Origin of the sequence: Tatumella sp. UBA2305 (genome assembly GCF_002345795.1) — a bacterium.
Classification (GTDB): Bacteria; Pseudomonadota; Gammaproteobacteria; order Enterobacterales; family Enterobacteriaceae; genus Tatumella; species Tatumella morbirosei.
This window is the reverse complement of sequence record NZ_DDVT01000017.1, coordinates 69,202-95,652: the sequence shown is the minus strand read 5'-3', so window position 1 is coordinate 95,652 and position 26,451 is coordinate 69,202. Positions and strand designations below refer to the sequence as shown.

Genomic DNA, 26,451 nt, shown 5'->3' with positions numbered 1-26,451 from the left:
TCAACTTCCGCAGTGCCTGTCCTTATCAGGATGAACGGCTCGTGATGGTTTTGATGATATTAGTGGTGGAAATTCCATCTTCGAAATTCAGAATCCGGACCTCGCCGCCATTTGCCACCACCTCCTGGCCTCCGGCCACCTGTTCAGGCTTATAATCTCCCCCTTTCACCAGTAAATCCGGTAAAATTTCGCTGATCAGGCGTTGTGGCGTATCCTCTTCAAAAGATACCACCCAGTCCACCGCTTCCAGCGCTCCCAGTACAATCATCCGGTTAATCAACGGGTTGACCGGACGGCTGTCGCCCTTCAGACGGCGGGTGGAAGCATCACTGTTAACCGCAACAATCAGCCGGTCACCCAGTTGACGGGCATTTGCCAGGTAAGAGACATGCCCGGCATGCAAAATATCAAACACGCCGTTAGTCATCACCACCTTCTCACCACGGGCCCGGGCCTGTTCAACAGCCGCTTTCAGTTGCTGTTCGTCCATCACCCCAAAACCACTGTCTGGCCGGGCATGAATCGCATTTTCCAGTTCGACCGGGCTGACAGTAGAAGTGCCCAGTTTACCCACCACCACACCCGCTCCCGCATTGGCCAGGAAGCAGGCATCTTCCAGTGAACAACCCGCCGCCAGTGCGGCAGCCAGCACACCGATCACTGTATCTCCCGCCCCTGTCACATCATAAACTTCCTGCGCCAGGGTCGGTAAATGTACCGGCTCTTTACCCGGCTGAAGCAGTGTCATACCGTTTTCTGAGCGGGTCACCAGCAGTGCCGACAGCTCATAGTCGCTCAGCAGCGCCATGCCACGTTGTACAATATCGTCAACATCGCGACATTTACCGGCGACGGCTTCAAACTCAGACAGATTAGGTGTCAACAGTGTGGCGCCGCGATAACGCTCAAAATCGGTGCCTTTCGGGTCAATCAGTACCGGAACCCCGGCATCACGGGCAATACCAATCAGTGTCTGTACATCCGACAGTGCGCCTTTTGCATAATCAGACAATACTACCGCGCCAACACTGCCGACAGTGGATCGCATCTGCTGATTAATGGGTTCGGGATCGATACTGTCGAATCCCTCTTCAAAATCAAGGCGAATAAGCTGCTGATTTCTTGAAAGAATTCGTAATTTAGTGATCGTCGGATGTGTACTGACTTCGACAAAATCACAGCCAACATTCACATTTTCGAGGGTACGGGATAAGGTTTGTGCGGCCTCATCGGCCCCGGTCAACCCGATCAGGCGTGACGACGTGCCCAGCGCGGCGATATTCATAGCCACGTTGGCAGCCCCCCCGGGACGTTCTTCGATAGTTTCGACTTTAACCACAGGCACAGGGGCTTCAGGAGATATTCGTTGTGTCGGCCCATACCAGTAACGATCTAACATAACGTCACCAATTACCAATACACCCGCACGGCCAAAATCAGGCAGCGTTACTTTCATTCCAGCGACTCCAGAGCGTGTAAACCAGACTAAAAAATTTTGCCGATAATAACATAAACACCCGTCAGGAGTGGTTATCTGCAAACAATCTGGCCGGCCAGGCAATACAGCCGGCAGAATAATTCTCAGTTAAGGCAACAACAAGCTTAAAAAGTTGCCATTATTCAAACAGGTTCCTGGTTTCACTCCGCAGGTTGCTCCAGCCAGTGCTGCCAGCTCTGACGGACAATCTGACGCTGCTGTTCAAAGATTTGCGGGTCCACATGTCCGGGTAACGACTGCAATGCCAGATGGTGCAGGGTATCCCGCAAGGTGACATAAGTCGTGGTAAGTTCCGCCGCCTCCGGTTCCGGCATAATCCCCCCCCCGGCCATGGCTTCAAAAATCCGCACGTTATCCGGCCAGCGGGTCAGTGCAGGTTGTCCGGCGGCATAACGCAGAACCAGATACTGGGCAATAAACTCAATATCGGTAATCCCACCGCTATCGGCTTTAATATCCCAGCGACCCTTATGCTTATTGCCGAGGTGCTGGCGCATTTTTTCACGCATTTCACGTACTTCGTTTTGCAGCTGCTGTGGATCTCTCGCCCGGGTCAATACTTCGCGCCGGATATCGTTAAAGTGGTTTGCCAGCGACGGCTCGCCAAAAACCACCCGGGCCCGCACCAGTGCCTGATGTTCCCAGGTCCAGGCTTCTTCCAGTTGATACTGACGAAAAGCATCACAGGTGCTGACCAGCATACCGGCAGCTCCGGACGGACGGAGCCTGGCATCGACCTCGTATAAAATACCAGAGGCAGTTCGGGTGCTGAATAAATGCATCACCCGCTGGGCCAACCTCAGATAGAACTGACGACTATCAATACTGCGCTCTCCGTCGGTATACGAAGTGTCCGGGCTGTCATGCAAAAAAACCAGATCCAGATCGGAACTGTAGCCCAGCTCAAGCCCGCCCAGTTTACCGTACCCGACGACGGCAAAGCCGCGTTGCTGCTGATCACTGAGATGTGAAGGCCTGCCATAACGAGCCACCATCATGTTCCAGGCCTGTTGTACCACGGTTTCCAGAATGGCCTCAGCCAGCCAGGTAAGGTGATCACTCACTTTCATGACCGGCAGTGTTCTGGCGAGATCGGCCGCGGCAATTCGCAACTGTTGTGTCAGTTTAAACTGGCGCAATGCTTCCAGTTGTTGCTCTTCATCGTCCACCGGAATGCGCATCAGATACTGACGCAGTTCATCACGATAAGCATCGGTGGCGGTTGGCTGATACAGCGTTGCAGGGTCAAGTAACTCATCCAGCAACAGCGGATGACGGGCCAGTTGATCGGCCACCATAGGTGAAGCCGCACACAGACGTATCAGGTGAGATAACGCGGCAGGATATTCGGTCAGTAATTCCAGATAAGTACTGCGGGTCAATACTCCCGTCAGTAACGGGATTAGCCGGTGCAGTGTCTCATCAGCCTGCGAATTGCTACACAGTCCGGAAAGCAGCCGTGGCATCAGCTGATCTAACGCCAGACGACCGCGGGGGCCGATAGTCCGACGGGCTACATCGTTGCGAAAATCCTGCAATTCTCTGAGCAGGCGCTGTCGCTGTTGATCATTCAGCTCTGGGGTCAGCGGTGCTAACTCCCCGGGCTGATAATCGCCGAGCCACAGTTCACTGTAATCACTGAGTTCCGACTGTTCTGCCGCTTCAGGCACATCTTCGCCAATTAAATCATTAAATATCGTTCGCACCCGTTCCATGTGCTCTGCCAGCCGGCTACTCAGACCCACCCAATCGTTTTCATTCATCGCCCAGGCCAGACGTTCACGATCCAGAGCAGCAGACGGCAGGGTCTGCGTCTGCTCATCATTAATACTTTGCAACAGGTTTTCCAGCCGGCGTAACCAGCACCAGGCATCCCGTAACTGACTGACCTGCAACGGGGGTAGCAAGCCCAGTCCGGCAATGGCTTCCAGCGCCGCCAGCCAGGAGCGCTGCTGGAGTGAACGCTCACGCCCGCCACGGATTAACTGGAATACCTGCACGATAAATTCGCATTCGCGAATCCCGCCGGCCCCCAGTTTTATGTTATCTGACAGCCCACGGCGCCTGACCTCGCGGGCTATCATGCTCTTCATGGTCCGCAGAGACTGAATAACGCTAAAATCGATATAGCGGCGGTAGATAAACGGCCGTAACATTTGTTGAAGTTCCTGATAGCCCTGATCATCCGCAGGCCCCATGATGCGGGCTTTGACCATTGCATAGCGTTCCCAGTCCCGTCCTTGTTCCTGGTAGTAATCCTCCAGGGCCGCATAACTCATGACCAGCGGGCCGCTGTCGCCAAACGGCCGTAGCCGCATATCGACCCGGTAGACAAAACCATCGATAGTTTGCTGGTCCAACATTTTTATCAGCCGTTGCCCCATACGGGTAAAAAACTGAGTATTGTCCAGCTCGCGCCTTCCGCCACGGGTAACCCCGTTCTCCGGCCATGCAAAAATCAAATCAATATCTGAGGAAAAATTCAGTTCACGTCCGCCAAGCTTGCCCATTCCCAGGATATAGAGCGGCTGTTCCACCCCGTCAGCATTACAGGGCGTGCCCCAGTCAAGGCAGCACTGGTGATAACACCAGTCCCTGCTAGCGATGATTAATACCTCAGCCAGCTCACTGAGCTGTAGCAGGCTCTGTTCAGTCTCTGCCAGAGACAAACATTGCATCCAGCCAATCCGCACCATCATATAGCGCCGAAAAAGACGTAGCGCCTTCATCATCCCGGCTTCACTGTCAGCACCCTCCAGCCACTGTTTAAGCCAGACGGCATAGTGTTGCCACTCATTAGCCTGCGGGGGATGTTGCTGTAATTTAGCGCGCCATTCAGGATGTTGTTGCAGGTTTTCGGCAATAAAATCGCTGAAAGCCAGTGCTGCAGATTCCGGCCCGCTCAGGGAGACTACCGGCAGTTCGAGTAGTTCTGCCACTTTTTGGGTGTGTTGTTTCATTAACAAAGGTAACGGCAACATAGACTTATCCTGTGACATCCAATGAGAAGGCCGGTCCTGCTTTACTTATCCGCCGGTATGACGTACTTCACTACCGTTAATCCAGAACGGCGCCTGACGGTGCAGAGAACGAATCGTCCAGGGCAGATCCTGATAACGTCCCTGGTGAATGTGCTGAAGAACCAGCCACCAGGGCTCCAGCCAGCTATCCACCGCCGCCAGCGGGTAAGCTCCACATAACAGACACACGGCCAGCAGCTGTTTATGAATACGTTGTGCTTTATCCTGATATTCGGTCGGCTGATTAAATTCGGCAGTGGTCGCCTTCAGTTCGGCAAATACTCGTCCCAGCATCACATCGCAAAAACGTTTAAATGAACCTTGCAATTTTTTGCGGTGTTTTTCTTCCAGCACAGACTTCCAGGGCTGCTCTGTCAGCCAGTGAGTAAGCGCTAACTGGGTTTCACTCCAGCGGGCAGAAAAACAGAGTTCTTCGGCAGGGATTTGGGTCATTTCCTGTTCCAGCGTCAGCAAAGACTCACGCAATGAGCCACTGGCTTTACGAGGCAGCATGCTACCAAACAGGGTAAACACTTCACGCAGCGCCAGTAGAATCTCAGCCACCCGGGCACCGGCATCACTGTTTCCTTCCAGCCAAAGCTCTTCATGGTATTGCCATTCACTTAGCAGTACCGACAACATGGTGAGCAGCCCCTGCTCGCAGTTGAGTTTCCTTTCTGTCTGCAAACGCGGGAACGATCGGATGCTTTTCGGCGGATTGCCCTGAGCCAGATGGTAACCTCTGGCTGCTTTACTCAGGCTGCCCGGCCTCAGGCCACCGTCAGCAATCAAATCAAAAGCAAAGGCCATCAGCGCCTGCCGCGACCCCTGCTTTAGCTCCAGTTCAACTTCAAACAGTGGTGTCTGTAGCTCACCGGCAATGACGGCCCCCTGATCGAAAGCCACCTCAATTTCGCTGTCCTGATAACTGACCAGCCACTTTTCCCGGACAAAGTCGGTCCGGAATAACGGTTGTAAACGTTGTTGCAGCTCCTGAATATCCGCGCCCTCAGGCCAGACATGTTCCGGTAGCAGACGAATATCCAGCTCATCATTCTGCAGGCTGACATTGAACTCAGGACGCTGATGCAAACCGCCGATAGTCTGACCGCTGGTCTTTAACGTCATTTCATACTGCTGATTAATGCCACGGATACGTAACCCCATATCCCAGCGGCGTAACTGGTTATCCGGTGTCTCAAAGTAGATGTTGGCCAGTGCCTGTGGCGCAGAGTGTTGCTGTGGCCAGCGGTTGAGCCGTTCTGCCAGTTGAGAAGCAGCCTGTGAACTGGCAATGAACTTTAATTCTGTTTCGATGGTCATAGGATCTCTGAATGTCACAATTACTATCAATAAACCGGTAAATTACTCCGCTTCCAGAGTAATCGACTAAAGACGCACTGTCTCTGATTTGTTAGGCTTTAACATCGCCGAGAACAAGATAGTTCTCATTTATATCCGTCCGGCCCCTCTCCAGACTGTGGCAATAAATTTACCCATATAATATGCAAAAACGACGTCGAATGAATAAACTTACACGCACCGGTATTTTTTTACTCGCTTTCAGCACTATAGCCCCTGCGGTTCACGCAGATACTACCCGTTATATTTCTGATGAGCTTTCGACCTGGGTCCGGAGTGGACCAGGCGACCAATATCGCCTGGTTGGCAAAGTTAACGCTGGCGATCAGGTCACAGTATTGCAAACTAATCCCGACAGCAAATACGCGCAAATTCGTGATTCAGAAGGACGTACGACCTGGATACCTTTGTCACAACTGAGTGACACACCCAGTCTGCGTACCCAGGTGCCGCAACTGCAACAGCAGGTGAAACAACTGACTGATAAGCTGGCGAATATCGATAACAGCTGGAACCAGCGGACTGCCGATATGCAGAAGAAAGTGGCCGGCAGCGACAGTGCTATCGATGCTCTGAAACAGGAAAACCAGACACTGAAAAATTCGCTTATTGTCGCACAGAAAAAAGTCGCGGCGGCGAATGTTCAGTTGGATGACAAGCAACGAGCGATTATCATGCAGTGGTTTATGTATGGTGGTGGCGTGATGGGCTTGGGTCTGTTGCTTGGTCTGTTACTGCCACGGATGATCCCACGCCGTAAAAGTAATGACCGCTGGATGCGCTGACCAATTCCGGGCTCCTGCACAATACCACGCGCTGAGTGCTGACCTGACAGCCAGCAGCCGCGAACGGCTAACAGACACAGGAGTTGTGGTGTGAAAACTTATCTGGTCGGTGGTGCCGTCCGTGATGCGTTGCTTAATTTGCCGGTCAAAGACCGGGACTGGGTCGTGGTGGGGGCAACCCCGGAAGATCTGCTTAGCCTTGGGTATCAACAGGCCGGGCGTGATTTCCCTGTGTTTCTTCACCCTGTCAGTCACGAAGAATATGCTCTGGCACGTACTGAACGCAAAGCCGGACATGGCTATACCGGATTCACAACCTGCTTCTCCCCCGGGGTGACTCTGCCTGAAGATTTACAGCGTCGCGATCTGACCATCAATGCGATGGCACAGGACAGTGACGGAGAGATTATTGACCCATGGCAGGGGCAGCAGGACCTCAGACAACGTCTGTTACGCCATGTTTCACCAGCCTTTGTCGAGGATCCGTTGCGGGTACTACGGGTCGCCCGGTTTGCGGCGCGGTTTGCAGGACAGGGGTTTCGCGTGGCGGATCCCACGCTGACGCTGATGAAGCAACTGTCTGACAGTGGTGAATTACAACACCTGACCGCCGAACGCGTGTGGAAAGAGACGGAGAAAGCGTTAGCTACGGATAATCCTGATGTCTACTTTCAGGTATTACGGGATTGTGGTGCGCTGAAGGTATTATTTCCTGAACTGGACAACCTGTTTGGCGTGCCGGCCCCGGTCAAATGGCATCCGGAAATTGACACCGGCGTCCATAGCCTGATGACTCTGTCTATGGCTGCACGACTGACAGAAGATATCGCAATCCGCTTTGCTGCTCTGTTCCATGATGCAGGCAAGGCCCTGACCCCTCGGGAAGTCTGGCCTTCTCACCCGGGACATGGTGCAGCCGGGCTGCCACTGGTCAGTGCACTGTGTCAGCGTCTGAAAGTCCCTAATCATGTTCGTGAACTGGCTCTGGTTATTACCGAATATCATGATGTGATCCACACTATCCAGCGCCAGCCGCCGGAGAAAGTGATCCAGCTGTTTGACAATATTGACGTATGGCGAAGGCCGGAACGCCTGACGCAACTGATAACTGCCAGTGAAGCCGATGCCCGTGGCCGTGAGGGATTAACCGAACAAGCCTATCCACAGGCCGACTATACCCTGGCGTTGTACCAGGCTGCTGCTGCGGTACCGGTGTCTGAAGTGATTTGTGACGGATTCAGCGGCCCACAAATCCGCACTGAGCTGACCCGTCGCCGGGTCGCAGCACTTCAGGGCCACTCCCCATCCCCCACCTGAGATAAAAAAATGGCCGGAAAAAAATTCCGGCCATGCTTATCTTTTGAATCACCGTCAGGCAAAAATCATATATACCACCACCGCGAGGATAAAGCGGTAGATGGCGAACGGGATAAACGAAATTCGTTTAATCAGTTCCAGGAAGGTCTTAATCGCAATCAGGGCGACGATAAATGCCATAATAAAACCAATAGCAAACATCGGAATATCGCTGACAGTCAGAAAACTGAGGCTCTTATATAAATCCAACGCTGTCGCACCTATCATCATCGGCACCGCCAGCAGAAACGAAAATTCAGAAGCCGCATAGCGACTTATCCCCATCAGCATTCCACCGGAGATCGTTGCACCTGAACGTGAAAAGCCAGGCCACAGCGCCAGACACTGAAAGCAACCAATCATAAAAGCCTGGCGGTAGGTAATATCATCGAGACCCACCGATTTTGGCTGTTTGGGTTTAAAGTATTCTGCCAGCAACAACAGAATCCCCCCGGCAACCAGCGCATACATCACATTAATCGGGGTAAACAATGTTTTGATCCGGTCATGTAAAATAAGACCGAGAACGACAGCCGGAATCATACCCAGTAAAATATGAATCAGCGTCAAATGCCCCTGACCAGTGCCTTCATGGGGAACCTTCCCAAAATGGATGCCTATCAGCCCAAACAACCTGCGCCAGAACATCACAACGACAGCCAGTATAGACCCCAACTGGATGACAACTTCAAAGGTCTCTGCGGTTTCATCTTCAAATCCCAGCAAATGGCCGACAATAATCATGTGACCTGTGGATGAAACGGGTAAGAATTCTGTTAACCCTTCAACAATGCCCAAAATTGCTGCAACAAACAGGTGATGCATATCTGCCATCAAAAAATCCTCTCCAATTCACCCCAATCAACACAACACCTGGCTGTCATCTTTACTGATGACTTAAAATAAGCAACTATGTGAACTTATCTGAACAATGCCAGAACCGTTAACTCATTGTACCGACAATGAGTTCCACGGCATATGACAGTCAATACTCTGATTGGGTTTCAGTTTGATGGCAATTATTTACGAGCTGTTTCCGGTTATTTAGGAATAATTCCCCGCTCAATGCGCACTCCCACCTGGCTCGCCTGCGCAACAGCTCCGGGCTTGCTGACTTTAATTCGCACTCCGGGTAAGTTAAAACGCTGCATGAGTAATTCCGCGACTTCTTCTGCTACCCGCTCAACCAGGGCAAAGCGCTGTCCCTGTAGATGCTGTAACACTGCCTCAGAAACATCCGCATAACTAAGACAATCTGCCACATCATCACTTTTCGCGGCTTTGCGGTTATCCCAGGCCATTTCTATATCCAGTAACAATTTTTGCTGAATAGTCTGTTCCCAGTCATAGGCGCCAATGGTGGTAAATACGGTCAGTTGTTCGATAAAGACAAGATCCATCGTGATACTCTCTGTGTTTTTACGGTGATCAGATACCACTTCCGTTGCTTTATGCGTATTATCCAGACAGCAACCAAAACAACGGACAGGTATGGGAAGTATTATGACAGTAATCGCTGCAGGTATGATCCTTTTTGCGTATCTTTGCGGTTCCGTTTCCGGAGCAATTCTGTTGTGCAAACTCTGCGGGTACCCGGATCCCCGAACCCGGGGTTCTGGCAACCCGGGTGCGACCAACATTTTGCGGGTAGGCGGTAAACTGGCCGCAGTTGCAGTGCTATTATTTGATGTTATAAAAGGGATGTTGCCGGTCTGGCTGGCATGGGAGTTACACGTTTCTCCCTTCTTCCTGGGTCTGACGGCAATAGCGGCCTGTCTCGGCCATATCTATCCGGTATTTTTTGGCTTTCGCGGCGGTAAAGGCGTGGCGACTGCGCTGGGTGCGATTGCCCCAATTGGCTGGGACCTGACCGGGCTGATGATGGGCACCTGGATTCTGACAGTACTACTCAGTGGCTACTCTTCCCTGGGAGCGATTATCAGTGCATTAATCGCCCCCTTTTATGTCTGGTGGTTTAAGCCACAGTTTACCTTTCCTGTCTCTATGCTGTCCTGCCTGATTCTGCTACGTCATCACGACAATATTCAGCGTCTGTGGCGGGGTATGGAGCCCCGCCTGTGGAAACGCAAAACCAAATCGCGGCCTTCAGATAGCGGCGAACACTAAGCCTACTGCCGCTCCTGAAACCTCTCAAATCAGGGAACTAACGGCGGCAATTCTGCCAGTGGCCAGCGCGGCCGTACTGTAATCCCCAGATCACTGTGGGTTCCTCCTTTCAGACGAACCATTCCTGCATAGGCTATCATGGCACCATTATCGGTACAGAACGCCGGTCTGGCATAAAACACTTCACCGCCGCGTTGCTGCATCATCTCTGCCATTCTTTCGCGCAGTGTTTTGTTAGCACTGACACCTCCGGCAATCACCAGTTTTTTAAACCCGGTCTGCTGAAGTGCACGCTTACATTTTATCATCAGGGTATCCACCACTGCATCCTCAAATGCCCTCGCAATATCAGCCCTGGTGCCGGCATCATCGTCATGGTTACGGATAGTATTCGCGGCAAAGGTCTTCAGACCCGAAAAACTGAAATCCAGACCAGGTCTGTCGGTCATTGGCCGTGGAAAGGTAAAACGTCCTGCCGTCCCCTGCGCTGCCATTTTTGACAGCAGTGGCCCTCCGGGATAATCCAGCCCCAGTAATTTAGCTGTCTTATCAAAGGCTTCACCGGCTGCATCATCAATCGACTCGCCGAGCAATTCATACTCACCAATTCCGGTGACACTGATAAGCTGGGTATGTCCCCCTGAGACCAGCAAGGCAACAAAAGGAAATTCAGGTGGATTATCTTCCAGCATTGGAGCCAGCAGATGACCTTCCATATGGTGGACGGCAATCGCCGGCACCTGCCACGCAAAAGCCAGAGAGCGGCCGACGGTGGCTCCGACCATTAATGCCCCGACCAGCCCGGGACCGGCAGTGTAAGCCACCGCATCAATATCTGCAGCCGTCAGTCCGGCCTCAGCCATCGCCGCCTGAATGAGGGGTACCGTTTTACGGACATGATCGCGGGATGCCAGTTCCGGCACCACACCGCCATAATCGGCGTGTAAACTCACCTGACTATACAGCTGATTAGCCAACAGACCGGATTCATCGTCGTAAATTGCAATTCCGGTTTCATCGCAAGACGTTTCAATACCCAAAACTCGCATCACACTCACCTCTGATTTCGCCGCAGGAGTGTACCACAGCTAACAATTCTGGCCTACGCTGCACGATTTCATTAAAAAGATTTTTTACCGGCCAAAGAATAGGCTATACTTCGCGGTCTGAAAAAAACCGGCAACCACAGTGCTGCGAAGCGCTTTGTTGGTTTGAAATTGTTCATGGTGCTTTACAAGCCAGCCCCCGCTGGAGTAAAATACTGCACCATTTTGAAATAAGCTGGCGCTGCAGCCAGCTGCACAAATCGAATTTATCGAGGTGAGAGTTACATGCCGGTAATTAAAGTACGTGAAAACGAGCCTTTCGACGTAGCACTGCGTCGCTTCAAGCGTTCCTGTGAAAAAGCAGGCGTTCTGGCTGAAGTCCGTCGTCGTGAGTTTTATGAAAAACCAACGACCGAACGTAAGCGCGCTAAAGCGTCTGCTGTTAAACGTCATGCCAAGAAACTGGCTCGCGAAAACGCACGCCGCACTCGTCTGTACTAATTTGTCCGGGAGCCTGCTCCCATGCGTGTTACACGCAGACTGAGTAAAGTGAAAGGCCGTGCTTTCCGAAAGGAGGCGCGGCTTGTTGTCGTTTATGAGTTAAAGAACCGGAGTCTATGGCTGGGAAAATACCGCGTATATTTATCAATGACTTGCTTGCCCGCACAGACATCGTGGATCTTATTGATGCCCGCGTGAAGCTGAAAAAGCAAGGCAAGAATTATCACGCCTGTTGCCCTTTCCATAACGAAAAAACCCCGTCTTTTACCGTCAACGGTGACAAACAGTTTTACCACTGTTTTGGCTGTGGTGCTCATGGTAATGCTATTGATTTTCTGATGAATTTTGACCGTCTGGAGTTTGTCGAAACCATCGAAGAACTGGCCACCATGAACGGACTGGAAGTTCCCTACGAAAGCGGTAGCGGTGACACCCCCATGGAGCGACATCAGCGACAGAGCCTTTACCAGCTGATGGACGGTCTGAATCAGTTTTACCAGTCCTCTTTATCACAACCTCAGGCAGAACCTGCCCGACACTATCTGCAAAGCCGCGGACTGAGTCAGCAAGTGATCGAACATTTTTCAATAGGGTTCGCCCCACCAGGGTGGGACAACGCCTTAAAGCGTTTTGGCAAACATCAGGAAGATAAACACTCTCTGACGGAAGCCGGGATGCTGGTCACTAATGACAATGGCCGTAGTTATGACCGTTTTCGTGACCGGGTCATGTTTCCGATTCGTGATAAACGAGGAAGAGTGATTGGTTTTGGGGGGCGGGTACTGGGAAATGATACGCCCAAATACCTTAACTCACCGGAGACCTCAATTTTCCATAAAGGCCGGCAGCTGTACGGGCTTTATGAAGTCACCCAAATCCATAACCGGCCCGCCAGGTTATTAGTGGTTGAAGGCTATATGGATGTGGTGGCGCTGGCGCAGTTTGGCATCGATTATGCAGTAGCCTCACTGGGGACTTCAACCACCAGTGAACATATACAGCTTCTGTTCAGAAATACCGATACCGTGATTTGCTGTTATGACGGTGACCGGGCGGGACGTGACGCCGCATGGCGTGCACTGGAAACTGCCCTGCCTTACATTACCGATGGCCGCCAGCTGCGTTTTATGTTTCTGCCGGACGGCGAAGACCCGGATACGCTGGTACGTAAAGAAGGCAAACAGGCGTTTGAGCAACGAATGGAACAGGCTGTACCGCTGTCAGACTTCCTGTTCGACAATTTACTGCCTCAGGTAGACCTGAGTACCAGGGACGGAAAAGCACGTTTAAGTACCCTGGCTCTACCCCTGATTAGTCAGATCCCGGGAGAAACGCTGCGGATTTATATACGTCAGGTGCTGGGTAACAAACTGGGTATTCTGGACGACCGCCAGTTGGAAAAATTGTTACCGGCAAAGGCAGAAAACAAACCGGTGAACGCCTCGCCGGTGATGAAAAAAACCACTATGCGGATTCTGGTTGCGTTGCTGTTGCAGAACCCGGCACTGGCGGCTAAAGTCCCGTCGCTGGAAGGGTTAAAAGAGACCGGTATTGCCGGCCTGCCACTGTTCGCTGAACTGGTACAGCGCTGTAATGAGCAGCCAGGCTTAACCACTGCCCAGTTACTGGAAAGTTATCGGGATACTAAAACGGCACAGTCCCTTGAAACTCTGGCTGTCTGGAACCACATGATAGTAGATGATGAAGTGGAAGCGGTGTTTAGTGACTCACTGACCAGTATTTATAACACAGCGCTGGAGCAGCGACTCGAATGGCTGATCGCCCGCGATCGCACTCATGGGCTGACCAGCGACGAACGGCTTGAACTGCAATCGTTGCTGACAGCACTGGCCAAAAAATAGATTGTCGGTTGGCGTCTGCTAACACGCCGACCTGTGACTGAATGTAAATTTTGCTGTAAAAACCACCAGTTTCTACAGAGTTGTCAGGCTTCTTCTATACTGAAGCCTGAATGATGACAAAAAGATTACTCGCGGCTTAATTGCCGATTACTCAGGGCAGATGCCCATTGCTGCGATGAAGGCCGCAGCCAATGAAACGCCTTTACTGTTATTTGCCGGTTAACCCCGACAAACACCGATCTCATTAACAGAAGTGTGGATACCGTCTTATGGAGCAAAACCCGCAGTCACAGCTGAAGCTACTTGTCACCCGTGGTAAGGAGCAAGGCTATCTGACCTATGCTGAGGTCAATGACCATCTGCCGGAAGATATTGTCGACTCCGATCAGATTGAAGACATCATTCAGATGATCAACGATATGGGTATTCAGGTGGTAGAAGAAGCCCCTGATGCCGATGACCTGATGCTGAATGAAAACAGTTCCGATACTGATGAAGATGCAGCAGAAGCGGCCGCGCAGGTACTTTCCAGCGTAGAGTCTGAAATTGGCCGGACCACTGACCCTGTCCGCATGTATATGCGCGAAATGGGTACCGTAGAACTGCTTACCCGCGAAGGCGAAATTGATATTGCTAAACGTATTGAAGATGGTATCAACCAGGTTCAATGCTCAGTCGCGGAATATCCGGAAGCAATCACTTATCTGCTGGAACAATACGACAGAGTCGAAGCCGGAGAAGCACGGCTTTCCGATATTATTACTGGTTTTGTCGATCCGAATGCTGAAGAAGATCTGGCACCAACAGCGACCAATATCGGGTCTGAGTTATCGGAAGAAGACCGTAACGATGACGACGACGAAGATGAAGATGGCGACGATGATAACTCAGAAGATGATAACTCTATCGATCCTGAGCTGGCACGTGAGAAATTCGGCGAATTACGTGCTCAGTACGAAGTCACCCGTACTGTCATCAAAAGCAAAAGCCGCAGCCATGCTGATGCAATTGCCGAAATTCAGAATCTGTCTGAAGTCTTTAAACAGTTCCGTTTAGTGCCAAAACAGTTTGATTATCTGGTCAACAATATGCGCCAGATGATGGATCGTGTCCGTGCTCAGGAACGCGCCATCATGAAACTGTGTGTTGAACTGTGCAAAATGCCGAAGAAAAACTTCATCACACTGTTCACCGGTAACGAAACCAATGGCACCTGGTTTAAAGCTGCCCTGGCAATGAAAAAACCATGGTCTGAAAAGCTGCTGGAAGTCGAAGATGATGTGGAACGCGGCCTTCACAAACTGGCTCAGATTGAGGAAGAAACTGGTCTGACCATCGAGCAGGTGAAGGACATCAACCGTCGTATGTCTATCGGTGAAGCGAAAGCCCGCCGTGCGAAAAAAGAGATGGTAGAAGCTAACCTGCGTCTGGTGATTTCAATTGCTAAAAAATACACCAACCGTGGCCTGCAGTTCCTGGATCTGATTCAGGAAGGTAATATCGGTCTGATGAAAGCGGTTGATAAATTTGAATACCGTCGTGGTTACAAGTTCTCAACTTATGCGACATGGTGGATTCGTCAGGCGATTACCCGTTCAATTGCAGACCAGGCCAGAACCATTCGTATTCCGGTACATATGATCGAAACCATCAACAAACTGAATCGTATTTCACGTCAGATGTTGCAGGAAATGGGTCGTGAACCTTCACCGGAAGAACTGGCAGAGCGGATGCTGATGCCTGAAGATAAAATCCGTAAGGTGCTGAAAATCGCGAAAGAGCCTATTTCGATGGAAACACCGATTGGCGATGACGAAGATTCACATCTGGGTGATTTTATCGAAGACACCACGCTGGAACTGCCGCTGGATTCAGCAACGTCTGAAAGCCTGCGTTCTGCAACGCATGACGTACTGGCTGGTCTGACTGCCCGTGAAGCTAAAGTTCTGCGGATGCGTTTTGGTATTGATATGAATACTGATCATACTCTGGAAGAAGTCGGTAAACAGTTCGATGTGACCCGTGAGCGTATTCGTCAGATTGAAGCCAAAGCACTGCGTAAATTACGTCACCCTAGCCGCTCGGAAGTTCTGCGCAGCTTCCTGGATGACTAATCCACAGCCTGCCGGATAATTTCCCCGACGTCTCTGCTCAACGAAAACCTCATCCTCCTGATGAGGTTTTTTTTACCTGTATTCCCCTCTTATCATCGCTGATACCTGTTTGTTTAATCACCCAGGCCACGGGTATTTTAACCCTCTACCCGTCACTCTGATATTTCACAAGTCAGTGTGAAAAATAAATTCATAACATTAAGATTTAAAATAATTAATTTTCATAGAGTTAATTAAAAAAACCTTAATTTTACCCGGTGTAAAATCTGTGATTACGCAACTTTTAATGTGAAATTGATCACCGTAAACTACAGTCAATAACACAGATACAGAACAGACAGTGATAAGAGTGGTGGCAAATGGCGATTGCATTAACGGCTAATGAACGTCGGGACTTTATCTATCGCTATGTCCATGAAAACCAGATTGCGCTTTATGATGCCCTGGCGTCCCTGATGAACGTGTCACACATGACCATCCGCCGGGACGTACAGATTCTGGAACGGGAAGGCAAAGTTCAGCGGGTCAATGGCGGTATCAGACTCAGCGAACTCCTGCATCAGGAACTGCCCTATCAGGAAAAATCATACCTGAACCATAAGCTGAAAAAAGAGCTGGGTAAACGGGCTATGCAACGCATCTCTGAAGGTACCATTATCTATCTGGATGCGGGCACCACCACGTTTGAAATAGCCTGTTGTATTCCGGCTAATTTTCATCTGACGGTAGTGACCAATGATTTTTCTATCAGTCAGTTGCTGATGTCTAACCCCGCGATCGATCTCTATCACGTAGGGGGGCGGGTAGATAAACGTAATTTGTCCTGTGTCGGATTAAGCGCAGCCAATTTTATCAAAGCGCTGAATATTGATTTAGCCTTTCTGAGTGCCAGTTCCTGGGATTTAGTCCACGGAATTTCGACACCTTATGAAGGTAAAGCTGTGGTTAAGCAGACAGTTATTTCTGTATCAAATAAAACCATTCTGGTATCGGACAGCAGCAAATATGGAAAATACGGTTTTTATACCGTCTGCCCGTTAACCTCAATGGATGAAATAATTACCGACTCTATTTCCGGTGAATGTAAACAGAGCTTGCTTGAAGTCACGTCACCCAAAGTGACGTTTATCGATATATTTCAGGAAGGACGTTATTATGAAAGACGAAAATAAAATACGCGAAGAGATATGTCTGACCGGAGCAAGCTTATATAACAGAGGATATATTGTCGGTTCATCGGGAAATATCAGTGCCTGTCTGAATGATGGCTGGCTGATTACCCCGACCGACGCCTGTCTGGGAACTCTTGATCCGAATGATATTGCGAAAGTCAGCCTGGCCGGTGAATGGATTAGCGGGAATAAACCTTCCAAAACACTGTTGTTGCATCGCGGTATCTATAAACAGAATTCCGCAGCCAGCAGTGTTCTGCATACCCATTCCACCTCTTTGGTTTTACTGACCTTACTGGGGGTCTGGAATCCTGATGCTATTCTGCCTCCCATCACGCCTTATCAGGTCATGAAAGTCGGCAGAATCCCCTTGATTGAATATCAACGACCCGGTGCACCGGAAGTGGCAGAAATAGTGACCGGACTGGCGGATAAGGTCAAAGGTGTCATGCTGGAACGGCTGGGTCCGGTTGTCTGGGGAAACAGTGTTTCACAGGCAAGTTATATTCTCGAAGAATTAGAAGAAACAGCAAAACTATGGATAGAAACGGGTCGCAAGGCAGCACTGCTTTCTCAGCAGGCCATTAATGATTTGGAAACAACATTTAAATGCCGATGGTAATCACTGTTTAAATTACCCTACTTACTATACACAGGTAAAAATAAAATGACCGCTTATGAAATTATGCCACGCGTGGCATATTTAATCGCTGTGTCGATGATAGGCTGGTATGCGTCCAGGAAATTTAAAATAAATTCCAAAGACATTGCCAACTTATTAATTTATATTTTTTCACCGATTGTCTGTTTTGTATTAATACTGAATTCTCCGGCAGGCGTCGGATATGCCATGTATTCGGTAGTATTTTATGTCATATCCTGTATTGCTGCCTTTCTGGCGTTGTTCGTCGGGCGTTTTTTATGGAAAGACAACCGCGCCAACCTGTTTGGCGCTGCCGGCGGTCAGGGTAATGTTGGCTATTTTGTTCTGCCACTGGCCATAGGTCTGCTGGGAGGAACTCCGGATGGCGCGGCGGCAATCAGTATTGTGGTGTTTGCCAAGGTCGCTTCCAGTATCTATGAATTTACCGCGGCCTATTACATTACCGCTCGCGGACTCTATTCAGTAAAAACCAGTCTGATCCGTGTTGCCAAAATGCCTACCCTGCATGCAGCGATCCTGGCATTGATTCTAAAATATTTTCACTTTGAATTACCTGAGTTTATTAAAAGCGGAGTGAACGGTTTTGTAGGGGGGTACTCTACCCTTGGGATGATGATTATCGGGATGTCACTGGCGAGATTTGAAAAGCTGGTACCGGACTGGAAATTCGCCTTCTACTCCATCCTCTGGAAACAAGGGCTGTATGCTCTGGTGATTATCCTGATTTTCCGTCAGTTTCATCTTCAGACTTATGAATATGTGGTCATGGTTATGTTGGCCTGTAACCCGCTTCCGGCCAATATTGCCGCAGTAGCTTCAGCGCTGGATGTGCATCCGGAAAAAGCAGCCTTTGCCATCATGGTCAGTACCATACTGGCAGTGATTACTGTCCCCGTCACCATCTGGCTGGCCATGTAGCCAAACGGGCTGCTCTATGGCGGCCCACCACCACGAATTCAGGAGTTAACTATGAGTCATTCAGGTCCTTTATCACTGCACAGTGCATTGGTTGTTCGTTCACCTTTTGATGCGACATTGCTCGACCGCTATCGTCGCCAGTCCGGTGAGATTGATATTCACTGGACCCCGACCACAGTACTGATGAAAAACATAGAAAACGGTCAGCAATGCGATGTGGTCATTGTCACGGATCCGGCAATGGATCAACTGGTGGCTCAGGGTATTGTCGATCCAACAACCCGAAAACCGCTGGTGATCTCAAGGATCGGATTTGCGGTGAAACAAGGTGCCCCACATGTCGATGTTTCCGCTACCGAACAGCTGGTGAAAACCCTGCGTGAAGGACGCTCCATCTGCTACTCCGTCGGCGGAGCCAGTGGTATTCATTTCAAAACCGTACTGAAAAAACTCGGAATCGAACAGGAGATTGACGCCAAAGCCTGCCCTATCCCGGAAGGTTTTACCGCGGAAAAACTGATCACCGGGGAAGCTGATTTAGCCATTCAGCAAATCAGCGAGTTGCTGGTGGTGCCTGGTGTCGAAATCATCGGTTATCTGCCGGATGAATTACAGAAGATCACCGCATTTTCAATCGCGCAGTTTGCCGGTTCTGAACGTAAACAACAGGCGGCAGAACTGATCGATATTGTAACTGCGCCAGAAACCGCCGATGAATATCAGAAATTTGGGCTGGAACTGCGTAATTAATCCCTGACAGGGAGAATACTGTGACGAAATCAATAGTTCTGCTGCATGCAACGCCAGTGGCTATGCAACCAATCACGGAGGCAATGCAGGCTTTATGGCCGGAAGCCACAGCCATTCATTTACTGGATGAGGGATTATCGCTGGAACGGGCAAAATCTCCTCAACTAACGCCTGAACTGAAAAGCCGTTTTATCCGCTTTGGTACCTACGCCCGTGACATGGGTGCTGACGGTATTCTGGCCACCTGTTCCGCTTTTGGGGCCCCCCTGGAAATGCTGGGCGAAATGTTCACTATTCCGGTACTGAAACCGAATGAAGCAATGTTTGAAGCTGCACTGGAGCACGGCACCCGGATTGGTATGCTGGCCACCTTTGCCCCGGCCGTCAGTGGTATGGAAAACGAATTCTATGCACTAACCAGACAGCGGCAGAGCCAGGCTACCCTGAAAACCCTCTGTGTCCCCGGCGCCATAGAAGCATTACGGACCGGGGATGCCCCGCGTCACCATGCGCTGATCGCTGAATATGCAGCACAACTGTCAGATTGTCAGGCAATCATGCTGGCCCACTTTTCAACATCCGGCGCACTGGCGACCGTTCAGGCGGCCAGCGCTTTACCCATACTGGCGGCACCACAGTCCGCTGTACTGAAAATGAAACACCGGCTGGCCCGGGACACACGGAGCGACTCATGTTAATAGGTGTGATAGCAGATGATTTCACCGGGGCCAGTGATATTGGTGTCACACTGGCTGGCGGGTTACCGGAAGAAGGTGGCCTGAAAACCGCATTGTATATGGGAGTACCCAACGCCCCGGCCGAAAATACCATCGGCGCCGGCGTTATTGCTCTGAAAAGTCGTTCCTGGCCTGTTGAACAGGCCATTGAACAATCATTGCTGGCCTGTGACTGGTTGCTGGCACAAGGCTGCCGGCAGATTGTGTTTAAGTACTGTTCGACCTTTGACTCTACCGACCAGGGCAATATCGGGCCGGTCGCTGAAGCACTGGCAGAAAAATTATCGGCTCGGGGTGTGGTGGTTTGCCCGTCATTCCCGGCCATGAAGCGGACCTTGTATCAGGGGCATCTGTTTGTCAACGATCAGTTGCTGAACGAGTCTGGGATGGAAAACCATCCGCTGACCCCAATGACCGACGCCGACCTGCGACGGGTACTGGCCAGCCAGTCAACACTGCCGCAGGGTTTTATCCACTGGCAACAGGTACAGCAAGGCAGCGAAACAATACGAACCCTGTTACAGCAGCAGGCTGAGCAACAAAAATGTCTGGTTCTGGTGGATGCCATCAGTGATGACGATCTGTTGTCGATTGCCAAAGCCTGCCATGATGCTCCGCTGCTGACCGGTGGATCGGCGATTGCCCGTGGGCTGCCCCATAACTTTATTTCCCGGGGTGAAGCCCGCGGTGAAAAACCGGAATCCTTTTCCGTTCAGGGCCAGGGCGCCATTCTGGTCGGCAGCTGTTCGCGGATGACATTACGACAAATTGAATATCACCGTCAGCGTTATGCTGTGCTGCCACTGGATGTGGAACAAATTATCCGCGGCGAAGCCGGCTATGATGAGTTATTGCAGTTTGTGGCGGACCATCAGCAGCAGTTACCGCTGATTTATACCTCCGGCGATGCCGCCCGGGTCAGAGAGTTACAGCAGCAGTACGGGCGTGAAGAGGTTTCTCAGGCCATAGAAAAGTTTTTTGCAGGGCTGGCCCCCTTGCTGACGGATGCGGGAGTCAGGCGTCTGGTGGTTGGCGGAGGTGAAACATCGGGGGCGGTTGTCACCGGGCTTGGCATCCGTTCGGTGGTTATTGGCGCAGAACTGAGTACCGGCGTACCGGCCTTGTTGGCCAGGGATCAGCAAGGCCCGCTGGGACTGGCGCTTAAATCTGGTAACTTCGGTGAAGAAGACTTTTTCTCCAGGGCACTGACACTGCTGGATGAGTAACATGGGGGCGGCTCATACCCTGTAATTAAAGTGACGGGCATCGCAACTTCACCGCCCCTGCAACTCAGCGAGCCCGCGACTTTCTCAGCCAGATTATCAGTCACTGATAACTCTTCCCCTGCCGCCTCGCGGCAGGGTTGTCCGGTTTTCTTCATTGCCGATGATTTGCCGCGGGTGTTGCGCATGTTACCCTTTGTCAGACTATCCTTCTGATGCTTCGGGGTTATTTTTTATGCTGTTTAGCCAGTTTCGTCCGGCCATTCTCAGTTTCAGCCAGCCTGCAGCCCGTCAGTTGCCCCCGGAATTTCTGTTGCATCAGGAGGGGGCTCTCAGCGAATACTATATTCCGTTCGATTATCTGAATCCTGCAGCGCGCATTGTGTTGGTTGGCATTACTCCGGGCTATCAGCAATGGCTGAATGCGGTGACTGCGGCCCAACAGTCACTGCTCAACGGCGACACGGACCAGCAGGCGCTGTATCTCGCCAAACAGCAAGGTGCCTTCAGTGGCGCTATCCGAAATAATCTGACACAGCTACTGGATGTTATCGGTCTGGCGGACTGGCTGGGTATCCACTCCTGCCGCTCACTGTTTGCTAAAGATATGGCACTGGTGCATTTTACTTCGTTGTTTAATCAGCCGGTATTTGTGAACGGTAAAAATTACAACAATACCCCGTCATTCCAACGATCTTCGTTACTGCGACAAAGTATTGAGCGCGGATTTACAGCCGAAGCGCGGCAACTGCCACAAGCGGTGTTTGTCCCTCTCGGACCGGTGGCAACTGCCGGGGTAGCATGGCTGGCAGAACAACAACTGATTGATTCTGCACGGATACTGACAGGCCTGCCTCATCCTTCAGGCGCTAACAGTGAACGAATTCATTATTTCCTGGGTAAAAAACCACGCGAGGCTCTGTCCCGACAAACTAACCCGGCACTGCTCGATCAGGCGAAAGAGTTGCTGCTGCAAAAGGTCACCGCACTGCGCTGACTCTGTTGTTTTATCGCCGGTTTTATCTGAAAAACTACTGCTTGCAGACCTGATGAAGCACTGCTTGTTTCACCCGGTCTCTGGCAGTCGTTTCCCACAGCAATGACTTCCTTCACAGGGCAACTGGCACAACACTTTGCCCTGTGTTGTGACATGACTTCCTCTCTTCCGGACTCATTTTAATATAATCAATTGATTTATAATAAATTATAACATGGCATAAAAAATGCTTATCCATTGTTCAACAATAAAGCCTTTCTGAGAGGTCACGATGTTGGAATTGAGCAATGTCTCCCGACAGTTGAATATTGAAATTCCGGATAATACCGATTATTCAGGGCTGCCCGCATTTGCGCGGGTCGCTACCCTGCTGCGGGAGAATATTATTAACGGTAACCTGATTGCCGGTCAGCCACTGGCAGAGACAGAGCTGGCAGAACGTTGTGACAGTTCACGTAATACCCTGCGGGAAGCACTGCGCTTTCTGCATGCTGAGGGGCTGGTGAACTATCAGCAAAATCGCGGAGTATTTGTCCGACAGCTGGACCGACGTGATATCCGCGACATTTTTAAGGCCCGCCGGCATCTGGAGGTGTTGGCACTGACCACCAATACGCCGGTCAGTGAGTTTCATCTCTACCGTATGCAACAACATCTCGATAACGCTACTCTGGCCGCCAGTACGGAACAGTGGCGCGAAGTGGGTACACAGAGTCTGCGCTTTCACCAAAGTATTGTCCGGATGCTGGGCTGTCAGCGTTTCAACGACTTTTTCAGTGTCCTGCTGGCCCAGTTACGTCTGTTGTTCTGCAGCGGTGCCGCAGAGCGGGAATTCCAGCTCCCCTGGATTGCCCGCGACCAGGACATTCTGTCACTTCTGCGCCAGCAACAATCTCAGGCAGCCTGTTCTGCATTGATCGATTACCTCGATTATTCGGAACGCCAGCTCACCGCCTCTTTTAGTCATCCTGTTTAATACGGAGAATTACCCTGATGTCGAATTATCCTGCTGCCTATCAAAGTACCTCTGGTTCAGCCCTGGATGTGGACCGCGAGTTTTATAAATCGCTGGCCGAGGGTCCGCATGAACTGCTCTCTTCCCATCTGGTGCCGATCCGCACCGGATTTGCCTGGGAAGTACCCGCTGGTCACTTGTTCCGTATTACCGCCCCGCAAGGCCCTCAGGTAGGTGATCTGAATATCTGGAACCGCAATGACCCACGGGAAAGAATGTGGGTCTCCCGGACTCGTCAGTTACAGCGGGCACATCTTTCGGTCTACGATCGTCTGTGGTCGAATCTGCCCTTTATCCGCCCGATGGCGACCATCACCGCCGATTCGCTGGCAGATTATGGGACAGACAGTGACGGTGGTCGTGTTCATGACTTACTGGGCACCCGCTGCGATCCTTATGTGAATAAGCTGCTGACCGGGGAAGATTTTGATCATCACTGTCATTCAAATCTGGTGCGTGCGGTTCAGCCATGGGGTCTGACCGAATTTGATGTTCACGATGTGATGAATGTGTTCCAGTGCACCGGTCTGAATGATAATGATCAGTACTTTATGAAGGCCTGCCCGGCACAATCCGGGGACTACCTGGAGTTCTTTGCCGAAATCGATCTGTTATGCGCAATTTCCACCTGCCCCGGGGGTGACTTATCACTGCCCATGTGGGGAGATGAAGCTGAAGATACACTGAAAGTCTGCCGGCCGTTGGGGGTGGAGATTTTCAAACCCCAGACTGAACTGCTGACCGGCTGGAGTTCACCAAAGTCTCCGGACTACCGTGGAAATCACGGAATGCAACTGAAACCGGTGAGCTGGTAACGAAAAAAATCCCCCTGTGGTCAGATAAATACCTCAGGGGGAAACCGTAGTGCGGGTAAAATTATGATTAAAAACCTGCCATGGCCCTGGTGTTGGCTGACAGTCAGTTTCCGGATTCAGCGCCGCCAGTGGACTCAGGAACGGCGCTGATGACAGAAAATTACTTTGTCGATTCCGACTGCTGGTGATAATTCATATACTGGCGCTGGATAGCAATCTGGTCAGCAATATATTTAGCATCGTGCCAGACACCCCAGATAAAGGTTGAACCCCGACGTGATAACCACGGCAGACCCAGGAAATAAATACCCGGCTCGGAAGAGATCCCCCGCTGGTGTTGGGGTTTGCCCTGAGCATCAAAGGCATCTACCTGCAACCAGCTGTAATCTGTCGAATAACCGGTAGCCCAGACAATAGAAGTGATCCCTTCGGCCTGCAGATCCAACGAGAGTGTCGGGTTTGTAATGCAAGGCGGGTCCGGCAGAATTTCATGTGCTTCAGGCTCCGGAGGTAAATCCAGACCGTTTCGGGCAATATACTGATCGGCAGCCTGTAACATCCCCAGATAGCTGGCATCACCATTGGCAATATTCTGTGCCAAATCATCGGCAAAGCTGACTTTACCGTCAGCGTAACCGCGGGTCAGCCCTACAAGATTGACCCCCTCGTTCGCCAGTTTCCGGAAATCGATGGTGTAACCCCCGTTGGCACCGCTGACCGCAATCGTCACGTGCTCTTTACCCGGTTTTGTCGCCGTGGCATCCCACTCACCCAGCACACCCAGCCACCAGCAAAAATCGCGATTACGATAGGCGCGCGGCGGACGATCATGGGCACCGACCGACAGATAAACCTTTTTGCCGGCACGGCACAACTCTTCGGCAATCTGAACTCCGGAAGAACCGGCACCCACCACCAGTACCCCACCTTCGGGTAACTGCTGCGGGTTATGGTAATCGGCGGAGTGGATTTGGGTCAGACCAATATCCTGTGGGATGACCGGCGGGATAACCGGCTTCTGGAAAGGACCGGTGGCAGCCACCAGACGGCGGGCTTCGATAATTCCTTCGGACGTTTCAATGGTAAATCCAGGACGCCCTGTGTTGCGGGTCACTTTTTTAACTTCGACACCGGTGCGAATGGGGGCATTAAATTTTTCGGCATAGGCTTCAAAATAGTCAGCAACACTCTCTTTTGGGGCAAAGCCATCAGGACTGACATCAGCAAATTCCATATTCGGGAAGCGGTCATGCCAGGCCGGGCCGTTAGCCACCAGGCTGTCCCAGCGACGGCTTCTCCAGTTACCGGCAATGCGGTTACGCTCAATCACCAGGTGAGGAATTTCCAGTTTGGTCAGGTGTTCACTCATCGCTACACCCGCCTGCCCGGCCCCAACCACCAGCGTATCTACTTCCAGTTTCTCAGTCGTCATTAGCTCTATCCCCTGCAGGGTTTTCGGTACAGCATTACCCTGTACTTAGTGAATCATCATTAATTGACTCCAAAGTAAGGACGCAACGGGTTTTAGTAAAATACTTTAAAACTGGTTACTGGCTATAAAATAATGATGGTCAGTCATTGGCCCGTCATCACAACCGTGTTCAGCGCCTCGCGATGACGACACAAACAATGACCCCGGCGGTCACCGCCAGTACCTGAAGTGTAAGGGTTTCCCCTAACAGCAGAGCTGACAGCATCAGACCAAAAAACGGCTGTAATAACTGCAACTGCCCGACCACTGCTATGCCTCCCGTGGCGAGTCCCTGATACCAGAAAATAAACCCAATCAACATACTGAACAGCGAGACATATCCCAGTGCCAGTTGCCCGCGGATACTGATGTCAGTCAAACTGAGCGGACAGGTCAGCAGGCTGACTGGCAGAGTCAGCGGCAGGCAGAAGATCAGCGCCAGGCAAATGACCTGTAATCCACCCAACCGCCTGGACAGACGCGCACCTTCGGCATATCCCAGGCCACAGACCGCAACAGCCGCCAGCATCAGTGCATCTCCCTGTAAACTGCCGCTGCCAGGCTGTGATACAGAAAAACTGCCGACCAGGGCGCTGCCACAAAGTGCAGCTATCCAGAAACGGAATGCCGGGCGTTCAGCGCCCAGCAACACCGCACACAGCGCAGTCATCAGCGGAAGCAGGGCCAGGAAAATGATCGAATGCGAGGCACTCATCTGTTGCAATGCCAGCGCACTGAGCAGAGGAAAACCGATCACCACGCCGGCAGCAACCGTGAGCAATCCGCAAATATCACGACGATCCAGCTTCGTCCTGTGAGCACGTCTGCGGAAAACCAGCAGTAATGCCAGTAAACCGGCGATCGCTGCACGACAAAATGTCAGGAACAGCGGGTCCATCTGCTGAACCGCGATGCGGGTGGCAGGTAACGAACCGCTAAAAATTATCACTCCGGTCAGCCCCTGAAGAATTCCGGCCAGTGGCGTACTTCCCGGGCAGTCAGCCTGTTTATTCATTAT

At 51.3% G+C, this 26,451-nt stretch carries 23 protein-coding genes; 15 read left to right on the top strand and 8 right to left on the bottom strand.

Going from position 1 to position 26,451, the window contains the following annotated elements; translation table 11 throughout:
* Positions 1 to 25 precede the first annotated feature (25 nt).
* From hldE to B3Z23_RS10720, 3 genes are all read right to left on the bottom strand, one after another.
* Positions 26 to 1,456 carry a bifunctional D-glycero-beta-D-manno-heptose-7-phosphate kinase/D-glycero-beta-D-manno-heptose 1-phosphate adenylyltransferase HldE gene (hldE, locus tag B3Z23_RS10730; RefSeq protein WP_294909333.1) on the bottom strand — a complete coding sequence of 477 codons (1,431 nt, stop codon included), beginning with the start codon at positions 1,454 to 1,456 and terminating at the stop codon, positions 26 to 28.
* A 182-nt stretch (positions 1,457 to 1,638) separates the two neighbouring features.
* On the bottom strand, positions 1,639 to 4,479 hold the full coding sequence (gene glnE / locus B3Z23_RS10725) for a bifunctional [glutamate--ammonia ligase]-adenylyl-L-tyrosine phosphorylase/[glutamate--ammonia-ligase] adenylyltransferase (protein ID WP_294909331.1): 2,841 nt from the start codon (positions 4,477 to 4,479) through the stop codon (positions 1,639 to 1,641).
* A gap of 45 nt (positions 4,480 to 4,524) precedes the next feature.
* Entirely contained in the window at positions 4,525 to 5,841 is a 1,317-nt protein-coding gene (locus B3Z23_RS10720) for an inorganic triphosphatase (protein WP_294909329.1), read from the bottom strand.
* 200 nt (positions 5,842 to 6,041) lie between these two features.
* Between B3Z23_RS10720 and B3Z23_RS10715 the strand changes: the two genes are divergently transcribed.
* Positions 6,042 to 6,665 (top strand): TIGR04211 family SH3 domain-containing protein, encoded by a 624-nt coding sequence (locus tag B3Z23_RS10715; RefSeq protein ID WP_038017663.1) that lies wholly within the window; start codon positions 6,042 to 6,044, stop codon positions 6,663 to 6,665.
* Between the two features lie 90 nt (positions 6,666 to 6,755).
* Entirely contained in the window at positions 6,756 to 7,982 is a 1,227-nt protein-coding gene (locus tag B3Z23_RS10710; RefSeq protein WP_294909326.1) for a multifunctional CCA addition/repair protein, read from the top strand.
* A gap of 54 nt (positions 7,983 to 8,036) precedes the next feature.
* Here B3Z23_RS10710 and bacA read toward each other — a convergent pair whose 3' ends face one another.
* Both bacA and folB read right to left on the bottom strand, forming a co-directional pair.
* The gene (gene bacA / locus B3Z23_RS10705) at positions 8,037 to 8,855 is read right to left on the bottom strand and encodes an undecaprenyl-diphosphate phosphatase (protein ID WP_294909324.1); all 819 of its coding nucleotides are present in this window, start codon (positions 8,853 to 8,855) and stop codon (positions 8,037 to 8,039) included.
* 206 nt (positions 8,856 to 9,061) lie between these two features.
* Complete coding sequence (folB, locus tag B3Z23_RS10700; RefSeq protein ID WP_294909322.1) at positions 9,062 to 9,421, bottom strand: bifunctional dihydroneopterin aldolase/7,8-dihydroneopterin epimerase; 360 nt, start codon at positions 9,419 to 9,421, stop codon at positions 9,062 to 9,064.
* A 103-nt stretch (positions 9,422 to 9,524) separates the two neighbouring features.
* Between folB and plsY the strand changes: the two genes are divergently transcribed.
* Complete coding sequence (plsY, locus tag B3Z23_RS10695) at positions 9,525 to 10,148, top strand: glycerol-3-phosphate 1-O-acyltransferase PlsY (RefSeq protein WP_294909319.1); 624 nt, start codon at positions 9,525 to 9,527, stop codon at positions 10,146 to 10,148.
* A 29-nt stretch (positions 10,149 to 10,177) separates the two neighbouring features.
* Here the strand turns inward: plsY and tsaD are convergent, their stop codons facing one another.
* A complete protein-coding gene (gene tsaD, locus B3Z23_RS10690; RefSeq protein WP_294909317.1) occupies positions 10,178 to 11,197 on the bottom strand; it encodes a tRNA (adenosine(37)-N6)-threonylcarbamoyltransferase complex transferase subunit TsaD in 1,020 nt (339 codons plus the stop codon).
* A 282-nt stretch (positions 11,198 to 11,479) separates the two neighbouring features.
* On the opposite strand from tsaD, the gene rpsU reads away from it, so the two are divergent.
* The 12 genes from rpsU to B3Z23_RS10630 all read left to right on the top strand — a co-directional run bounded on the left by rpsU (position 11,480) and on the right by B3Z23_RS10630 (position 23,962).
* Positions 11,480 to 11,695: a 30S ribosomal protein S21 gene (gene rpsU / locus B3Z23_RS10685; RefSeq protein ID WP_001144069.1), complete on the top strand. Its 216-nt coding sequence runs from the start codon at positions 11,480 to 11,482 to the stop codon at positions 11,693 to 11,695.
* Between the two features lie 116 nt (positions 11,696 to 11,811).
* Positions 11,812 to 13,557 carry a DNA primase gene (dnaG, locus tag B3Z23_RS10680; protein WP_294908061.1) on the top strand — a complete coding sequence of 582 codons (1,746 nt, stop codon included), beginning with the start codon at positions 11,812 to 11,814 and terminating at the stop codon, positions 13,555 to 13,557.
* Between the two features lie 269 nt (positions 13,558 to 13,826).
* Entirely contained in the window at positions 13,827 to 15,671 is a 1,845-nt protein-coding gene (gene rpoD, locus B3Z23_RS10675; protein WP_294908057.1) for an RNA polymerase sigma factor RpoD, read from the top strand.
* Positions 15,672 to 16,030: 359 nt separating this feature from the next.
* Positions 16,031 to 16,843 carry a DeoR/GlpR family DNA-binding transcription regulator gene (locus B3Z23_RS10670; RefSeq protein WP_294908055.1) on the top strand — a complete coding sequence of 271 codons (813 nt, stop codon included), beginning with the start codon at positions 16,031 to 16,033 and terminating at the stop codon, positions 16,841 to 16,843.
* The gene (locus B3Z23_RS10665) at positions 16,827 to 17,465 is read left to right on the top strand and encodes an aldolase (protein WP_294908052.1); all 639 of its coding nucleotides are present in this window, start codon (positions 16,827 to 16,829) and stop codon (positions 17,463 to 17,465) included. The genes B3Z23_RS10670 and B3Z23_RS10665 overlap by 17 nt, the downstream gene beginning before the upstream one ends.
* Positions 17,466 to 17,510: 45 nt before the next feature.
* Positions 17,511 to 18,425, top strand: a complete 915-nt coding sequence (locus B3Z23_RS10660) for an AEC family transporter (RefSeq protein WP_294908049.1) — start codon at positions 17,511 to 17,513, stop codon at positions 18,423 to 18,425.
* A 51-nt stretch (positions 18,426 to 18,476) separates the two neighbouring features.
* Positions 18,477 to 19,175, top strand: a complete 699-nt coding sequence (locus B3Z23_RS10655; RefSeq protein ID WP_294908046.1) for a molybdate ABC transporter substrate-binding protein — start codon at positions 18,477 to 18,479, stop codon at positions 19,173 to 19,175.
* A 20-nt stretch (positions 19,176 to 19,195) separates the two neighbouring features.
* Positions 19,196 to 19,873 (top strand): aspartate/glutamate racemase family protein, encoded by a 678-nt coding sequence (locus B3Z23_RS10650; RefSeq protein ID WP_294908043.1) that lies wholly within the window; start codon positions 19,196 to 19,198, stop codon positions 19,871 to 19,873.
* The gene (otnK, locus tag B3Z23_RS10645) at positions 19,867 to 21,138 is read left to right on the top strand and encodes a 3-oxo-tetronate kinase (protein ID WP_294908040.1); all 1,272 of its coding nucleotides are present in this window, start codon (positions 19,867 to 19,869) and stop codon (positions 21,136 to 21,138) included. Before B3Z23_RS10650 ends, otnK begins: the two co-directional genes overlap by 7 nt.
* Positions 21,139 to 21,331: 193 nt before the next feature.
* Positions 21,332 to 22,132 carry a hypothetical protein gene (locus tag B3Z23_RS10640; RefSeq protein ID WP_294908037.1) on the top strand — a complete coding sequence of 267 codons (801 nt, stop codon included), beginning with the start codon at positions 21,332 to 21,334 and terminating at the stop codon, positions 22,130 to 22,132.
* 271 nt (positions 22,133 to 22,403) lie between these two features.
* Entirely contained in the window at positions 22,404 to 23,108 is a 705-nt protein-coding gene (locus B3Z23_RS10635; protein WP_294908035.1) for a GntR family transcriptional regulator, read from the top strand.
* 17 nt (positions 23,109 to 23,125) lie between these two features.
* The gene (locus B3Z23_RS10630) at positions 23,126 to 23,962 is read left to right on the top strand and encodes an urea carboxylase-associated family protein (protein ID WP_294908032.1); all 837 of its coding nucleotides are present in this window, start codon (positions 23,126 to 23,128) and stop codon (positions 23,960 to 23,962) included.
* A 160-nt stretch (positions 23,963 to 24,122) separates the two neighbouring features.
* Here B3Z23_RS10630 and B3Z23_RS10625 read toward each other — a convergent pair whose 3' ends face one another.
* Together B3Z23_RS10625 and B3Z23_RS10620 are read right to left on the bottom strand one after the other, a co-directional pair.
* Positions 24,123 to 25,394 carry a flavin-containing monooxygenase gene (locus B3Z23_RS10625; protein ID WP_294908029.1) on the bottom strand — a complete coding sequence of 424 codons (1,272 nt, stop codon included), beginning with the start codon at positions 25,392 to 25,394 and terminating at the stop codon, positions 24,123 to 24,125.
* 169 nt (positions 25,395 to 25,563) lie between these two features.
* Entirely contained in the window at positions 25,564 to 26,448 is an 885-nt protein-coding gene (locus tag B3Z23_RS10620) for a DMT family transporter (protein ID WP_294908026.1), read from the bottom strand.
* Between the last annotated feature and the right edge of the window lie 3 nt (positions 26,449 to 26,451).

Excerpts from the sequence above, each read along its gene's own strand:
- hldE (WP_294909333.1), bottom strand. The coding sequence starts at position 1,456 with ATGAAAGTAACGCTGCCTGATTTTGGCCGTGCGGGTGTATTGGTAATT.
- glnE (WP_294909331.1), bottom strand. The coding sequence starts at position 4,479 with ATGTTGCCGTTACCTTTGTTAATGAAACAACACACCCAAAAAGTGGCA.
- B3Z23_RS10720 (WP_294909329.1), bottom strand. The coding sequence starts at position 5,841 with ATGACCATCGAAACAGAATTAAAGTTCATTGCCAGTTCACAGGCTGCT.
- B3Z23_RS10715 (WP_038017663.1), top strand. The coding sequence starts at position 6,042 with ATGAATAAACTTACACGCACCGGTATTTTTTTACTCGCTTTCAGCACT.
- bacA (WP_294909324.1), bottom strand. The coding sequence starts at position 8,855 with ATGGCAGATATGCATCACCTGTTTGTTGCAGCAATTTTGGGCATTGTT.
- folB (WP_294909322.1), bottom strand. The coding sequence starts at position 9,421 with ATGGATCTTGTCTTTATCGAACAACTGACCGTATTTACCACCATTGGC.
- plsY (WP_294909319.1), top strand. The coding sequence starts at position 9,525 with ATGACAGTAATCGCTGCAGGTATGATCCTTTTTGCGTATCTTTGCGGT.
- tsaD (WP_294909317.1), bottom strand. The coding sequence starts at position 11,197 with ATGCGAGTTTTGGGTATTGAAACGTCTTGCGATGAAACCGGAATTGCA.
- rpsU (WP_001144069.1), top strand. The coding sequence starts at position 11,480 with ATGCCGGTAATTAAAGTACGTGAAAACGAGCCTTTCGACGTAGCACTG.
- dnaG (WP_294908061.1), top strand. The coding sequence starts at position 11,812 with ATGGCTGGGAAAATACCGCGTATATTTATCAATGACTTGCTTGCCCGC.
- rpoD (WP_294908057.1), top strand. The coding sequence starts at position 13,827 with ATGGAGCAAAACCCGCAGTCACAGCTGAAGCTACTTGTCACCCGTGGT.
- B3Z23_RS10670 (WP_294908055.1), top strand. The coding sequence starts at position 16,031 with ATGGCGATTGCATTAACGGCTAATGAACGTCGGGACTTTATCTATCGC.
- B3Z23_RS10665 (WP_294908052.1), top strand. The coding sequence starts at position 16,827 with ATGAAAGACGAAAATAAAATACGCGAAGAGATATGTCTGACCGGAGCA.
- B3Z23_RS10660 (WP_294908049.1), top strand. The coding sequence starts at position 17,511 with ATGACCGCTTATGAAATTATGCCACGCGTGGCATATTTAATCGCTGTG.
- B3Z23_RS10655 (WP_294908046.1), top strand. The coding sequence starts at position 18,477 with ATGAGTCATTCAGGTCCTTTATCACTGCACAGTGCATTGGTTGTTCGT.
- otnK (WP_294908040.1), top strand. The coding sequence starts at position 19,867 with ATGTTAATAGGTGTGATAGCAGATGATTTCACCGGGGCCAGTGATATT.
- B3Z23_RS10635 (WP_294908035.1), top strand. The coding sequence starts at position 22,404 with ATGTTGGAATTGAGCAATGTCTCCCGACAGTTGAATATTGAAATTCCG.
- B3Z23_RS10630 (WP_294908032.1), top strand. The coding sequence starts at position 23,126 with ATGTCGAATTATCCTGCTGCCTATCAAAGTACCTCTGGTTCAGCCCTG.
- B3Z23_RS10625 (WP_294908029.1), bottom strand. The coding sequence starts at position 25,394 with ATGACGACTGAGAAACTGGAAGTAGATACGCTGGTGGTTGGGGCCGGG.
- B3Z23_RS10620 (WP_294908026.1), bottom strand. The coding sequence starts at position 26,448 with ATGAATAAACAGGCTGACTGCCCGGGAAGTACGCCACTGGCCGGAATT.